This window comes from Streptomyces sp. NPDC006393, from assembly GCF_040628575.1.
Classification (GTDB): Bacteria; Actinomycetota; Actinomycetes; order Streptomycetales; family Streptomycetaceae; genus Streptomyces.
This window is the reverse complement of the sequence record NZ_JBEXZD010000157.1, coordinates 1-14,272: the sequence shown is the minus strand read 5'-3', so window position 1 is coordinate 14,272 and position 14,272 is coordinate 1. Positions and strand designations below refer to the sequence as shown.

14 protein-coding genes are annotated in these 14,272 nt (G+C 66.1%); 12 read left to right on the top strand and 2 right to left on the bottom strand.

All coding sequences use genetic code 11. From position 1 onward, the window contains the following. The first annotated feature begins 23 nt into the window (after positions 1 to 23). Positions 24 to 860: an urease accessory protein UreD gene (locus tag ABZ484_RS36300; RefSeq protein WP_002465418.1), complete on the top strand. Its 837-nt coding sequence runs from the start codon at positions 24 to 26 to the stop codon at positions 858 to 860. 358 nt (positions 861 to 1,218) lie between these two features. On the opposite strand, the gene ABZ484_RS36295 is transcribed toward ABZ484_RS36300, so the two are convergent. Then, on the bottom strand, positions 1,219 to 1,578 hold the full coding sequence (locus ABZ484_RS36295) for an ABATE domain-containing protein (RefSeq protein ID WP_358870226.1): 360 nt from the start codon (positions 1,576 to 1,578) through the stop codon (positions 1,219 to 1,221). Between the two features lie 321 nt (positions 1,579 to 1,899). On the opposite strand from ABZ484_RS36295, the gene ABZ484_RS36290 reads away from it, so the two are divergent. From ABZ484_RS36290 to ABZ484_RS36240, 11 genes are all read left to right on the top strand, one after another. Continuing rightward, positions 1,900 to 2,769: an alpha/beta hydrolase gene (locus tag ABZ484_RS36290; protein ID WP_358870225.1), complete on the top strand. Its 870-nt coding sequence runs from the start codon at positions 1,900 to 1,902 to the stop codon at positions 2,767 to 2,769. A gap of 76 nt (positions 2,770 to 2,845) precedes the next feature. Next, positions 2,846 to 3,268, top strand: coding sequence for an ATP-binding protein (locus tag ABZ484_RS36285; protein ID WP_358870224.1), 423 nt, complete (start codon positions 2,846 to 2,848; stop codon positions 3,266 to 3,268). Positions 3,269 to 3,376: 108 nt separating this feature from the next. Continuing rightward, positions 3,377 to 4,237, top strand: coding sequence for a DUF427 domain-containing protein (locus ABZ484_RS36280; RefSeq protein WP_358870223.1), 861 nt, complete (start codon positions 3,377 to 3,379; stop codon positions 4,235 to 4,237). A gap of 143 nt (positions 4,238 to 4,380) precedes the next feature. Then, positions 4,381 to 5,097 carry an SDR family oxidoreductase gene (locus ABZ484_RS36275; protein WP_358870222.1) on the top strand — a complete coding sequence of 239 codons (717 nt, stop codon included), beginning with the start codon at positions 4,381 to 4,383 and terminating at the stop codon, positions 5,095 to 5,097. 139 nt (positions 5,098 to 5,236) lie between these two features. Beyond that, entirely contained in the window at positions 5,237 to 6,418 is a 1,182-nt protein-coding gene (locus ABZ484_RS36270) for an ATP-binding cassette domain-containing protein (RefSeq protein ID WP_358870221.1), read from the top strand. A gap of 2 nt (positions 6,419 to 6,420) precedes the next feature. After that, complete coding sequence (locus ABZ484_RS36265) at positions 6,421 to 7,071, top strand: ABC transporter permease (protein WP_358870220.1); 651 nt, start codon at positions 6,421 to 6,423, stop codon at positions 7,069 to 7,071. Continuing rightward, positions 7,068 to 7,904, top strand: coding sequence for an ABC transporter permease subunit (locus tag ABZ484_RS36260; protein WP_358870219.1), 837 nt, complete (start codon positions 7,068 to 7,070; stop codon positions 7,902 to 7,904). The genes ABZ484_RS36265 and ABZ484_RS36260 overlap by 4 nt, the downstream gene beginning before the upstream one ends. After that, a complete protein-coding gene (locus ABZ484_RS36255; RefSeq protein WP_358870218.1) occupies positions 7,901 to 8,857 on the top strand; it encodes an ABC transporter substrate-binding protein in 957 nt (318 codons plus the stop codon). The genes ABZ484_RS36260 and ABZ484_RS36255 overlap by 4 nt, the downstream gene beginning before the upstream one ends. A 196-nt stretch (positions 8,858 to 9,053) precedes the next feature. Next, positions 9,054 to 10,379, top strand: a complete 1,326-nt coding sequence (locus ABZ484_RS36250) for a cytochrome P450 (RefSeq protein ID WP_358870217.1) — start codon at positions 9,054 to 9,056, stop codon at positions 10,377 to 10,379. After that, a complete protein-coding gene (locus tag ABZ484_RS36245) occupies positions 10,370 to 11,302 on the top strand; it encodes a 2-dehydropantoate 2-reductase (RefSeq protein WP_358870216.1) in 933 nt (310 codons plus the stop codon). The genes ABZ484_RS36250 and ABZ484_RS36245 overlap by 10 nt, the downstream gene beginning before the upstream one ends. 717 nt (positions 11,303 to 12,019) lie before the next feature. Then, positions 12,020 to 12,436, top strand: coding sequence for a hypothetical protein (locus tag ABZ484_RS36240; RefSeq protein ID WP_358870215.1), 417 nt, complete (start codon positions 12,020 to 12,022; stop codon positions 12,434 to 12,436). 82 nt (positions 12,437 to 12,518) lie between these two features. Here ABZ484_RS36240 and ABZ484_RS36235 read toward each other — a convergent pair whose 3' ends face one another. After that, complete coding sequence (locus tag ABZ484_RS36235) at positions 12,519 to 13,781, bottom strand: SpoIIE family protein phosphatase (RefSeq protein ID WP_358870214.1); 1,263 nt, start codon at positions 13,779 to 13,781, stop codon at positions 12,519 to 12,521. Positions 13,782 to 14,272 lie beyond the last annotated feature (491 nt).

Below are 14,272 nucleotides of genomic sequence, written 5' to 3'. Positions count from 1 at the left end.
ACTTTACTTAAAGGATTATCATAATGTCTCAACAAGCTTGGACAGGTCAACTTGATTTAACCGTATTTAATAATGGAAGTCGTTCTGTTGCACGTGATATCTTTTTTGAAAAAGCATTAAAAGTTATTCGTCCAGTATATTTAAACGGATCAACCATCCCTACTTTCTATATTGTTAATGTCGGTGGTGGTTATCTTGACGGTGATCGTTATTCAATGAATTTTAATATTGAAGAAAATGCTAGTGTAACACTGACTTCTCAAGGTGCGACGAAAATTTATAAAACATTAAACGACAGAGTGGAACAGTATCAAACATTCCATTTAAAGCCAAACGCATACATGGAATATGTGGCAGATCCAATTATTGCATACGAAAATGCTAAATTTTATCAATACAATCGCTTTGACTTAGATCAAACCAGTGCCATGTTTTATACTGATATTCTTACACCTGGTTATTCATCAGAAGATAAAAACTTTTCATATAAGTATATGCATTTGGTAAATGAAATATACATCGATAATGAATTAGTAACTTATGATAACCTTATGTTAAATCCCGAAAAAAATTCAATAGATTCTATTGGTTATATGGAAAATTATACTCATTTAGGATCAGCTTATTTTATTCATCCTAATGTAAATCAAAGATTTATCGATGAGGTTTATGATCAAATTAAACATTTTGAGAAAGAATTAAATTGTCGACTTGGCATTTCACAATTACCAACACACGGGCTATCGATTAGAATTTTATCTAACCGTACACAGTATATTGAAAAGATCCTTGAAACAGTTCAAGCTTATATTGCTAATATGCTGTATGATAGAAATTTAAATTTCTTAAGAAAATATTAATGTGAATCAAGTGTCAAAATGATTAAAATTTAAAAAGGCTTGGTTGCCATTTGGTAACCAAGCCTTTCTTTATTTGAAAAATAAGGGGCGAAGCTAAATTATGTAATTAAGATGCTATTCAGTTTGTGGTTAATGGATCATTTTTATCGTATCTACAATAAGAAAACATTCATTAACCTTGAAACACACCCATTTTCCAATAAGTTTATAATGATAAACACCTATAATTCCCTAGCTACACGATAAAAGCGTAACAACTAATGCTCCACTTTCTTACTCAATTCCAAAACTTACTTTCCATCACAATTAATTATCTGAATTTGAACCATTAAATATAAAATATAATAAAACAAGTCACTTAGATATATTGTTCTAATTCATCAATGAGTTGCTTAATTTTATCCTTTTGTTCTTTTGTCACAAAAACTATTACTGTACGTTCGTCATGCACGCTTCTCTTTTTAGATAATAAATTTAACTCTTTTAGGAGCGGGGACAGCGCTGTGGCGGGTCGGCTGCCGCGCACCACGTCCTGCAGCGCGTCGCGCGCCTGAAGGAGATGCTGGTGCTCTTCCGTGCTGCCGCTGCCGCCGTGGGCCCGCTGCCAGGACCTGGCCGCTTCGGGATCCGCGAGCTGGTCCTGGACCGTTCCGTCGACCACCGGGGTGGTGTTGAGGAGCTCCAGCACCATGTCCTGCTGTTCTCGACCGGTCACCATCGCCGCCTCCTAACCAGATCGACCCACTTCACAGGTTACAGGCTACCCGCACGGAGCCCGGCGCCGCAGCGCGCAGCGCACACCCGCCCCAGGCCTGAGCCAGACAGACGTGCCTCGACCGCCCGAAGGGTGGCGACGAGGCGATGCGCTGGCTGATGACTGTTCACGGACGGAGGCTTGAGTCAGGGCCACGATCCGCCGCTCAAGAGCGGCGACGCCTCGACCTCCGAGATCTAACCAACTAAAAGCGCTTGACAGGTTAGGGTGAGCGTGCCCACACTGAATGCATAACCGTTGAAACTCGATAGAAGGGTTATCGACATGACCGCCGCAGTCCACCACCGCACCGCCACCGTCGACGGCCTCGAGGTCTTCTACCGGGAGGCCGGCGACCCCCAGGCGCCCGCGATCGTGCTCCTCCACGGCTTCCCGACCAGCTCGCACATGTTCCGGCATCTGATCCCGGCGCTCGCGGACCGCTACCACGTGATCGCCCCCGACCACATCGGGTTCGGCCAGTCCGCGATGCCCGCGGCGGAGGACTTCCCCTACAGCTTCGACGCGCTCACCGACGTCACCTCCGGCCTGCTCCAGCACCTGGGCATCGACCGGTTCGCGATGTACGTGCAGGACTACGGCGCCCCCATCGGCTGGCGGCTCGCACTCCGGGCCCCGCAGAGCATCACGGCGATCATCACCCAGAACGGCAACGCCTACGAGGAGGGCTTCGTCAAGCCCTTCTGGGACGGCGTCTTCGCCTACGCCAAGACCCCGGGACCGGACACCGAGGCCCCCCTGCGCAGCGCCCTCACCCCCGAGATCACCCGCTGGCAGTACGTGAACGGAGTCGCCGACACAAGCCTGGTCAGCCCCGACAACTGGATCCACGACCAGGCACTGCTGGACCGCCCCGGCAACGACGAGATCCAGCTCCGGCTCTTCCGCGACTACCCGACCAACGTGGACCTCTACCCGGCCGTCCACCAGTACTTCCGCGACTCCCAGGTGCCGCTGCTGGCCGTCTGGGGAGCGAACGACGAGATCTTCGGCCCCGCCGGCGCGGAGGCGTTCCGCCAGGACCTGCCCGACGCCGAGATCCACCTCCTCGAGTCAGGGCACTTCGCACTGGAGAGCCACCTCGGGACCATCACCGAGCACATCCGCGACTTCCTCGCCCGCGTCCTCCACTGACGCACAGGGCGTCGGAGCGGCTGGGGCGGTCTCGGACCGGATGCCCCCTCCCGCCGCGGCCGGCAAGGGACCCGCCATGCGACACCTCGCCCAACAGATCTTCAGCGCCCATCCGCAGACCGTGCGCGCCGCCCGCGACTTCGCGGTGCAGGCCCTCGACAGTTGGGGCGGCTGCCGACGCGACGACGACATCCGCCTCTGTGTCTCGGAGCTGGCCGGCAACGCCGTACAGCACGGGAGCCCGGACGGCCGTACGTACCTGGTCCGCCTTGTCCGGCACCAGTACTGCCTCCACGTCGAAGTCCACGACAGCGCACGCCACTTTGCAGTGCGTATTCCGCCCGCTTCGCCGAACGCGGAAGCGGGACGGGGCATGCACATCGTCCAAGAGCTGTGCGACGACTGGGGAGTACAGGCCCTTACTGGCAAGGGCAAGGCCGTCTGGACCTGCTTCCGCCGGCCCGAGGCCCACACCTCACGCTGCTCCTGCACGCCCTGACCGCCGACGGCACCCATCACACCCAGGCGGGTCCACCCGCCCCCCGACCACCCGCACCCCACACCCCCCACCCCTTACCCCGCACCCCTCACCCGGAAGGAATCCGCCATGGGACTGTCCTGGCAGCAAGGCCCCCTCTCCCCAGGCGCCGTCGGGCACTTCCTCACCCCCGAACCCCTGCCCGAGCGCCTCCTGTTCGCCGAGCGCCTGCGCCGCCGTATGCGCGTGAGGTTCAACGACACATGGATCGCCGACAGCGAGGACGTGATCCTGCTCCACGAGCCGGGCCGCTACCCCGTCGCCTACTTCCCCCGCGAAGACGTCGACGAGAAAGCCCTCGTCCCCGGCGACAAGGTCACCCACCACAAGGACCTCGGCGACACCGCCTGGTACGCCGTGCACGCCGGCGACCGCACCACCGAACGCGCCGCCTGGGAGTTCACCGCACTGCCCGCCCACGCCACCGACCTCCAGGGCCGGATCGCCTTCGCCTGGCGGGCGATGGACGCCTTCCACGAGGAGGACGAACGCATCCTGGGACACGCCGCGGACCCGTACCACCGCATCGACATCCGCAACACCTCCCGCACCCTGGAAGTCCGCCACGGCGACACCCTGATCGCCCGCTCGGAGCACCCGGTCGTGCTCTACGAGTCGGGCTTCGCCCCGCGCTGGTACGTCCCGCGCGCCGACATCGACGAGACCCGGCTGCGCCCGGTCCAGGGGCAGACCTTCTGCCCCTACAAGGGCCTGTGCGACTACTACGACATCGGCGACGCGCAGCGGGCCGCCTGGTCGTACCGCGACGCCTACCGGGAGGTCGACCGGATCAACGACCTGGTGTCGTTCGAAGCGGACAAGATCGAGGTCTACCTCGACGGCGAGCGCCTGCACCCCGAGCCCGGGCAGAACGTCATCTCCCACGGCGTCGACCGCGGCCTGGACATCGACGAAGTCAAGGCCCGCTGACCGCGACGAGGGCTCGTCCTCATGTCCTCCCGGGGTTCGAAAAACCTGGGATCACACACGGAAAGACGCATGCCAGAACGGTTCGGAAAGAGATCCTGCGCGCCCTGGCCGCAGGACCGGATCGATCAAAAGGAGGTGCTTCGGTGACCGCAGCACTGCGGGACAAGACAGTTCTCGTGGTGGGCCGCGGCAGCGGAATCGCCCGGGCCGTCAGCGACGCTGCTCTGCGGGAAGGGGCCCACGTGATCGCGGCCGGGCGAAACGGGGCCGCCCTGCACAAGAGCTACCGGGAAACGTCCGTCACTGTCGCCACTGTCGACGTGACCGACGAGGAGTCGATCAAGGCCCTGGCGGCACAGGTCGGAGGCGTCGACCACGTGGTCTCCGCGGCTTCCGCCCGTGCCCGGGGCACCGTGCCCGAGCTGACACCGGACGCGATCCTGCGGTCGTTCCACACCAAGGTCGTCGGTCCGGTCATGCTCGCCAAACACTTCGCGCCCACCATGCCCGAGGGCGGCTCCTTCGTCCTGCTCTCCGGTGTGGCCGCGCTCGAGCCCGACCCCGGCTTCCTCGCCGTCGCCGCGACGAACGGCGCCGTCAACACCGTCGTGCGGTCCCTGGCCGTGGAACTGGCGCCGATCAGGGTCAACGCCGTCTCGCCCGGCACGATCGACACCGGTGCGTGGGACGCCCTCGGCGATCAGGGCAAGGCCGAACTGTTCGGCCGGCTGACCAGGGCCAACCCCACGCGTCGCATCGGCACTTCGGAGGACGTGGCTCACGCGATCCTCTTCGCGCTGACGAACACCTTCCTGACCGGCGTCTGCCTGCCCGTCGACGGCGGACAGCCCCTCGTCTGACCGCATCGGTCCACCCGCCGGCCGTCGGGACCAACTGCGCGAGCACACCGGTCTCCCGACGGCCCACCCACTGACGCGGCCACAGACCAACGCACCACGACCCCGCCGTTCCATGAGGTACGGCCCGAGGAGATGCACGATGATCCGGTTCGACGCGGTGACGAAGACCTACCCCGACGGGACGGTCGCCGTGAACGCCCTCAGCCTGGAGGCGGCCACGGGCGAGACCACCGTTCTCATCGGCCCCTCCGGCTGTGGCAAGACCACCTCGCTGCGCATGGTCAACCGCATGGTCGAACCGACATCCGGCCGGGTATGGCTCGACGACCGGGACACCGCCACGATCGCACCCCACGACCTACGGCGCGGCATCGGCTACGTCATCCAGCAGGCCGGGCTGTTCCCCCACAGGACGGTCCTGGACAACATCGCCACCGTCCCCGTGCTGACCGGGCGAACGCGGCGCCAAGCCCGCTCCCGCGCCGCGGAGTTGCTCGAGCTGGTCGGCCTGTCCGCCGACCTCGCCGGCCGCTACCCCGGCCAGCTCTCCGGCGGCCAGCAGCAGCGCGTCGGCGTCGCCCGGGCCCTGGCGGCCGACCCGCCGGTGCTGCTCATGGACGAACCCTTCAGCGCCCTCGACCCCGTGGTCCGCGAACAGCTCCAGAACGAGTTCGTCCGTCTCCAGCACGACCTCGGCAAGACGATCGTCTTCGTCACCCACGACATCGACGAGGCCGTCAAACTCGGGGACAAGGTCGCGGTCCTGGCCACCGGCGGGACCCTCGCCCAGGTCGACGGCCCGGCCGAACTCCTGTCACGGCCCGCGAGCCCCTTCGTCGCCTCGTTCCTCGGCCGTGACCGCGGTTATCGGGCCCTGACCTTCGCCGGGGCCGGACCCCTTCCGCTGACCGACGAGCCGACGGTCCGTCTCGGCGACCCCGTCTCCCTGGCCCGCGAGCGGCAGTCCGACGGCTGGGTCCTGGTCCTCGACGACCACGACACCCCCCGAGGGTGGGTGGCCCCAGCCCTCCTGACCGCTCGTCAGGCCACCTGCACGCTCACCCCGGACATGGTGAATCCGGGCGGTACCCTCGCCACCGCCCACGGCACGCTGCGCGAGGCCCTGGACGCGGCCCTGTCCTCACCCAGTGGACGCGGAGTGATCGTCCACGAGAACGGGCGACTGGCCGGAACCATCACCGCCTCCCAAGTGCTCTCCCGCGTCGAGAGCCGGGCCACCCGCTTGCGCACAGCCGAACTCCGACTCGCCGCCACGACCGACACCACGGCATCGAAGGCATCTAACGCATCTAAGGCATGAGCATGAACCAGCTCTGGACCTACTTCACCACCCACCAGGACCAGATCCTCGGCTGGGCCGGGACCACCGTATGGCTGGCCGTACTTCCCGTCGCGGTCGGCCTCGTCCTGGCCCTGCCCTGCGGCTGGCTCGCCCACCGCCATCGAGCCGTCCGCGCCCCGCTGACCTCGGGCCTGGGAGTGCTCTACACGATCCCCTCCTTGGTCATGTTCCTGGTCATCCCCGACATACTCGGCACCAGGATCCTCTCCCCCGTCAACGTCGTGACCGCCCTGACCCTGTACACCTTCGCTCTGCTCGTACGGAGCGTCCTCGACGGCCTGGACTCCGTTCCGCAGTCGATCCTGGCGACGGCAACCGCCATGGGACACACCACCCGGCAGCGCCTGCTGTCCGTTCAGTTGCCGCTCGCGCTGCCGGTCATCGGGGCCGGGGTGCGGGTCGCGGCCGTCTCCAACGTCAGCCTCGTCTCCGTCGCCTCCGTGATCGGAACCGCCCAGCTCGGTCAGCTCTTCCTCGTCGGCAACAACACCGGTTCGCTGCCACCCGTCCTGCTGGGCCTGGTGGCCTTCGCCGCCATCGCCCTCCTCTTCGACCTGGTCGTCCTCGCGGCCGTCCGGCTGCTGACGCCATGGCGGGCGGTGACCGGATGAACCTCGCCCTCCGCAGCGGGCTGCCCGGGCCCGGCCGCGTCCTCGTCTGGTTCAACGATCCGCTGAACTGGTGGGGACCGGGCGGACTGGTGGCCGACGCCCGCCAGCACATCGTGTACACCGTCATGGTTGTCGCCCTGGCAGCCGTGATCGCCCTGCCCACGGGCCTGGTGATCGGCCACACGGACCGTGGCACCCTGCTCGTCGCCGGAATCGCGAACGGCCTTCGCGCCATACCGGCTCTGGGACTGCTCATCCTCCTGGTCGTGGTCCTGTCCCCGCACATTCACGTCCAAGGCGGTGTGCCGGGCATCCTCGCCCCCGGCAGCGTGCCCTACTTCGTGCCCGCAGCCATGGTCCTCGTCCTGATCGCCGTACCGCAGATCCTGACCAGCACCTACGCCGGCGTCCAGGCCCTCGATCCCGCCGTCCGTGACGCGGCCCGAGGGTGCGGCATGACCCCGCTCCAGATCATCCTCAAGGTCGAACTGCCCACCGCGGCCCCACTGATCATCTCCGGCATCCGCAGCGCCACTCTTCAGGTCATCGCCACACTGACCGTCGCCGCCTACGCGCCACTCGTGGGCGGACTGGGACGGCTGATCGTCGATGGCCAACAGGACCTGGCCGACCCCCGCTACGGCTACCCCGCGATGCTCGCCGCCGGCATCACCGTCGCCGGGCTCGCCGTCGCCGCCGACGCTGTCCTCGCGCTCGCTCAGCGCAAGGCCACCTCACCGGGACTCGCCCCGGCCGACACCCACCTCACACCACGCCGCCGGCCGCACCCCGGCCCCGGCCGCATCCCCGCCACCTCCAAGGAACTCACATGAGGCGCCTCCTGCCCGCAGCACTCGTCCTGGCCACCGCACTCGTCACCGGCGCATGCGGAGCCCCCGGCTCCTCCTCCGGGACCACCGTCCCGCACCCGGCCACCGGGGCAGGCGCCGACGCCGAGGCAGCGGCTCCCCTCCCGGCCTCCCCGGGGAAGGTGACCATGGGGTCGGCCGACTTCCCCGAGTCGGAACTGCTGGCACATCTCTACGCCGGCGCGATGAGGGCCCGCGGCGTCGTCGTACAGCTCCACGCCGACATCGGCGAGCGCGCCGCCTACATGAGCGCCCTCAGGGAGGGCTCCATCGGCGCGGTACCCGAGTACACCGGCGCCGTCCTCGCGTATCTGGCCCCTGGGCAGAAGGCCACCAGCCCTCAGGACATCTACACCCGACTGCGGCGCAGCGCCCAGGCACAGGGCCTCGCGGTCACCGACTACGCGCCCGCACAGGACGTCGACACCATCACCGTCACCAGGGCCACCGCCGACAAGTACCACCTGAGCAGCATCGGGGACCTGCGGAACGTCGCAGGCCGACTCAGGCTCGGAGCCCCCCAACCGCTGCTGACCGTCTCCTACGGCGTACCCGGCCTGAAGAAGGTGTACGGCGTCGCCTTCAAGCAGTTCGTCGCGCTCGCCCCGACCGGAACGATCACCCAGACGGCGCTGCGCAACGGCACCGTCGACGCCGCCGACATCTTCTCGACCGATCCGGCCATCTCCCGACACGGCTTCGTGTCCCTGAGGGATCCGCAGAATCTCTTCGCCGCCCAGAACGTCGTGCCCCTGTTCAAGCGGGACGTCCTGACTCAGCCCATGGCCGATGCCTGCGACGCCGTTTCGGCCAAGCTGACCACGGCCGTCCTCGGCGCACTCGACGCACAGGTCGCCAAGGGTGCCGCCCCCGACGCCGTGGCCCACACATGGCTCTCCGCCAACGGTCTGGCGTGAATCACGATCCGCTTCCCGGCCAACCCGCCACAGGCGGCGTCGCCGTCCCTTCGACCATGGAGCAGGATCGTCGGAGCCCCCAGCCCCCAGCGCTCAGCGCCCGCGGGCGAACGGAGCCGTGCCAGGCGGCCGTCTCGCTCCGTCCCGTGCCCGGCACCGAAGCCATTCGGCACAACCATCGACACCGACGAGAGGCGTGCAGTTGTCAACTGACGAGCAGGATCCCTACGTTCTCGACCCCTCAGGCCACGACATACCCGCGGAGGGTGCCCGGCTCCGCGCCCGAGGTCCCGTCACGAAGGTGATGCTCCCCGGCGACATCCCGGCATGGTCGGTCACCAGCCAGACCGCACTCGAAGAGCTTCTGACCGATCCGCGGGTCTCGAAGGATCCCCGCCGGCACTGGCCCCCGTTCATCGCAGGGGAGATCACCCCCCAATGGCCGCTGTACGCCTGGGTGTCGGTCACCAACATGTTCACCGCTTACGGCAGCGACCACCGCAGGCTGCGCCGCCTGGTCACGCCGGCCTTCACAGCCCGCCGGACCGCGCAGCTGCGCCCCCAGGTCGAGCGCATCGTGACGAGTGTGCTGGACGATCTGCCCCGCGCCGCGGTCAACGGCGTGGTGGATCTACGGCAGCACTTCGCCCACCTCATCCCGGTACAGGTGATCACGCAGCTCATGGGCGTTCCCGAGGGCTCCATGGCAGCGGGCTTCCGCGCCTGCGTCGACAACATCTTCAACACCGGACTCAGCCCACAGGAGGCCGCCGATAACTACCACACCACCTACAGCCTGCTCAACGACCTGGTCGAACACCGCAGGAGGCAGCCGGGTGACGATCTCACGAGCTATCTGGTCTCCGCCGGTGACAGCAACGAGTCACTGACCGAGGCAGAAGTCGTCGACACCCTGCTTCTGATCATCGCCGCCGGCCACGAGACCACCGTGAACCTGCTCGACAACGCCGTCTTCGCCCTGCTCACCGAGCCGGACCAGTACGACCTCGTCCGCACCGGCCAGGTCGCCTGGACCGACGTCATCGAGGAAAGCCTGCGCGTCGACGCCCCGGTGGCCCACCTGCCCCTGCGCTACGCCGTCGAGGACGTCACCGTAGCGGGCACGACCATCGCGAAGGGAGACGCCATCCTGGCGTCCTACGCGGCGGCCGGTCAGGACACCGAGCGCCACGGGCCGACCGCAGGAGTCTTCGACGCGACCCGCAAGGACAAGGACCACCTCGCCTTCGGCTACGGCGTGCACTACTGCCTGGGGGCACCGCTGGCCCGTATGGAGGCGGCGACCGCGCTCCCGGCACTGTTCGAGCGCTTCCCTTCCCTCGCACTGGCCGTGCCCCCAGGAAGCATCGAGCCCGTCTCCTCGTTCATTTCCCAGGGACACCGGAGCCTGCCCGCGACGCTCGCCAGGGACAGCGACGCGGCGCCGCGCACAAGGGGCCACCGGACCAGGGGCCATCACCGTGATGATGCCGACGAGGAAGGGAACACGTCATGCGCATAGCCGTCGTGGGGGCCGGGGGTGTCGGGGGCTACTTCGGCGCCCGGCTCGCCGCAGGAGGCCACGAGGTCACGTTCGTCGCCCGCGGCCGGCATCTGGAGGCCATACGGGAACGCGGGCTGCTGGTCCGCAGCCCGCTGGGCGAACTCAAGGTGCCGGCGACGTCGGTGGTGCCGACCATCGCGGAACTGGGACCCGCCGACGTGGTGCTCGTCGCCGTGAAACTGTGGGACACCGAGAACGTGGCGGCCCAACTGCGCGACGTCGTGGACGCGGGCACCCGCGTCATCTCCCTGCAGAACGGTGTCCGGAAGGACGCGGTGCTACGCCGGTGCCTGCCGGCGGAGGCCGTGTGGGGCGCCGTCTGCTACATCTCGGCCGTCATCGAGGAGCCGGGAGTCGTCGCCCACCACGGCACGATGCAGAAAGTGGTGTTCGGCTCCTACGACAACTCGGACGCCCGTCGGGCCGGCGCCTTCCTCGACGCATGCCTCTCCTCCGGCATCGAGGCGGAACTCAGCTCCGGCATCGAACGGGTCATCTGGGAGAAGTTCGTTTTCCTGGTGGGGCTCTCGGCCACGACGACCGCCGTACGCCAGCCCATCGGGGTGATCCGCTCCGACGCTCATACCCGGGAACTGCTGCGCGGTGTGATGGCGGAGGCCGTGGACGTGGGCCGTGCCGCCGGGGTGGCGCTGGACCCGGGCCTCCCCGACGAGCGGCTCGCGTTCTGCGACACCCTGCCGGCCACGATGACCTCCTCGATGCACAACGACCTGACGCAGGGCAACCGCCTGGAACTGCCCTGGCTCAGCGGCAGCGTCGCCGACCTCGGCAGCGAGTTCGGGATCCCTACGCCACGGAACCGGACGATCGCCGATGTCCTGGCACCCTACGAGCTGGGACAACCGGATCCGGGCCGCTGACCGCGGGGCGGAACCCCGGGTCGTCGGATCCCGCCGTCCTCCGGGCAGGCCCGCCTGGCTCCGGAGGGCGGCCGGATCCAGACCCGGGTCCTGCCCGGCCGCCGATCGGTCCGCCGTAGGCGTCGACGTCCAGCAGCCGTCCGAGGGCGGCGGAGCTCGACCCCGGGCCGACACCGCATGTCGTTGTCTGCGCTGGTCGCTGACGCGCTGCGCGCTACCTCGAAGACGCCCACCGGAACGATCAGCAATCGCCCAAGAAGGAGGCCTGACATGACGACCGAAGGAGTCGAGGCCGTGTTCCTTACGACGCACAACTGGCCCCCGTCGTCGAGGTGGTCACGCCGTTCGAGGACACCCATGACGGGACCAAGGAGATGACCGTCCGCGATCCCGACGGGCGCCTGTGGAGCCTCCAGGCTCCCGCCAAGAACTGATTGCGGCCAAGAGGGAACACCATGGCGCACGAGCAGACAGAGGCACCGGACGACACCGCGGTGCGGACCGCCCTCTGGCGGGCGATGCACCTCCAGGTCGACTCGCCTCCGCATGTGCTCGAGGACGAGATCGGCCCCGCGGAGCCGGCTTCAGAGACGCCCGGCACGTACCGGGGACTCTGCTCGCCGAGCGCTACTTCACCGACCGGACCGACGGCCTCCGCCCGTCGAGCGGAGAGAACCTCCCGCTGGCCACCACCTGATCGACTTTGCCGTTCTGGGCATGGCCGCTTGGACTGCCAGTGGCGACCGGATGATCGGCTGTACGAGGATCGGTGAGATGGGCGGACTGGCCGGACTGTGGTGTGCGCGGCAGGACAACGGGTTGTACTGGACGGTCCTGATCGATGAGGGCGGCACGGGCTGGGTCGAGTTCGGACGCCGAGCGGACTACCAGTCGGTCACCGAGTTCACCTGGGCGGTGTCCGGCCCGGATCGCATCGAGTTCGTCTTCGGGGAGTGCCGCGAGGTCGAGGACGGCCAGGCCCTGCGCCCGCGGCCGGCCGAGGAGCGCTCTGTGCACCGGTTCACGGTCGGTGAGCGGGAGGGTCTCGGGGGGCCGGTGGCGGTCCTCACCCTGGACGGGCCGCTCATGAGTGCCCGGGAATTCACCGGCCGGGCGCCGGTCAGTTCGGCGTGAGTGCCCGCGCGGGCCGGGTGCGGTGGCCCTCCCGGTACGTGCGGCAGCCGGCCGGCGGTGTGCCTGACGGGTTCCTCGAGGATCAGGACGGCCGGGTCGTTCCGTCCAGGCGGACGACGACCATGGCGATGTCGTCGCGGGCGCCACTGGCGAGGTCGAGGCGGGCCAGGAGGGCGTCGGCAAGGTGTTCCGCGCCGAACTCGGTGCAGGTGGCGAGGGCGGAGGTCAGTCGGGCCAGACCGGCATCGATGTCCTCCATACGGCGTTCGATCAGGCCGTCGGTATAGAGGACGAGGGTGTCGCCGCAGGCGTAGGTCGTGGTGGCCTGGGGGCGGGGGACGTGTTCGGAGCGGGCGCCCAGCGGTGGGTCGCTGGCCTGGTCGAGCAGCTCGCAGGAGCCGTCCGGGTGCAGCAGGACCGGCGGGGGGTGACCGGCGCTGCTGTAGATCAGCAGTTGGCTGTGGCAGTCGACCAGTACCTGGACGACGGTGGCGGCCAGTGCTCCCTCGACCGAGCGCGCGTACAGCCCCAGCACCTCCAGGGCCTGCGCGGGGCCGTGGACGGTACGGGTGGCGGCGCTCAGCGCGCTGCGGAGCATGCCCATGACGGTGGCGGCCGCCAGTCCGTGGCCGACCACGTCACCCACCGCGACGGCGAAACGGCCCGAGCACAGGTCGACCACGTCGTACCAGTCGCCGCCCACGTTCAGGGAGCCGGCCGCCGGCAGGTACCGCACGGCGACGTCCGGGTGCTGGGCCAGGTCCGGAGAGTGGAGCATGGCTTCTTGCAGGGCGAGGGCGATGCGCCGCTCGCGGGCATGAGCCTGCCGCAGTTCCTCGTTCAACCGCTGCAGCTGCCGCGCCCGCGCGTACAGCTCGGCTTCCATGGCCGCCTCCCTGCCGGGACTGATCGACGGCATGTGCGCCGTGCGGCGGGCCAGGACGACGGGGGTCATGTCCTCCGACCGGTGGATGATCCAGGCGACCTTTCCGTCCGGGCCGAGGATGGGCACGTTGATCGCGGACCACCACCGCTCCTTGAACACCTCGGGATTGCCGGCGACCGGGATGTCGTACTTCTGCAACGGCATCTGATCGGTCTGGCCGCTGGACAGGACACGATGCAGTGAGGATTTCAGCGTCGCCACCCCGTCGGCCTCCGGGTCGGCGGGGTTCTCCGGGAAGGTGTCGAAGAGGTACTGCCCGACCAGCTCGGCCCGGCTCCGGCCGGTCACCTCGCAGAAGGCCGGGTTGGCATCAGCGATCACCAGGTCCGGGCCGAGCACCAGGCACGGGCTTGGAAAGGCGGTGAACACCGCCGTGTAGTCGATCTCCGGTGCCGTCACGCACATTCCCTGTGGATTGCTCACCCCTTCTTCAATTTACGAAATACCCAGTTCCCGCGCCCGCCGAGCCGGCTCATGGACAGCGGGCGGCGGCTGCGTGCGCTCAACGGACGCACCCTGCGATCGGGGCCCACCCCACGTCATACGGGAGGGTCTGCGCGGGGCCTCACGGGGCCTGTGAGTGTGAGGCCACCCATAGGAGCCAGATCACATCCTACCGAGGATCGTAGAAGGCAGACCGGATTCTATGTGGCCACAAGGTCTGATAACGGCACATTCTGGACATCTCTCCGATGTCGGGTAGTACGTCACACCTTTGCACCCCACCCCAGCCCTGGCTAAACATGGTCGTCGTTGCACGGCAACCGGGCAGGACGGAACCCCATCCCTCCACCGCCCGGACCGGAGCAGCACCGGGGCCCCGCCCCCGTGCCACCGCCACGACAGTGGCCGGCACCCTGACGACGACCCCCCACCGGAGAGTTCCTTGC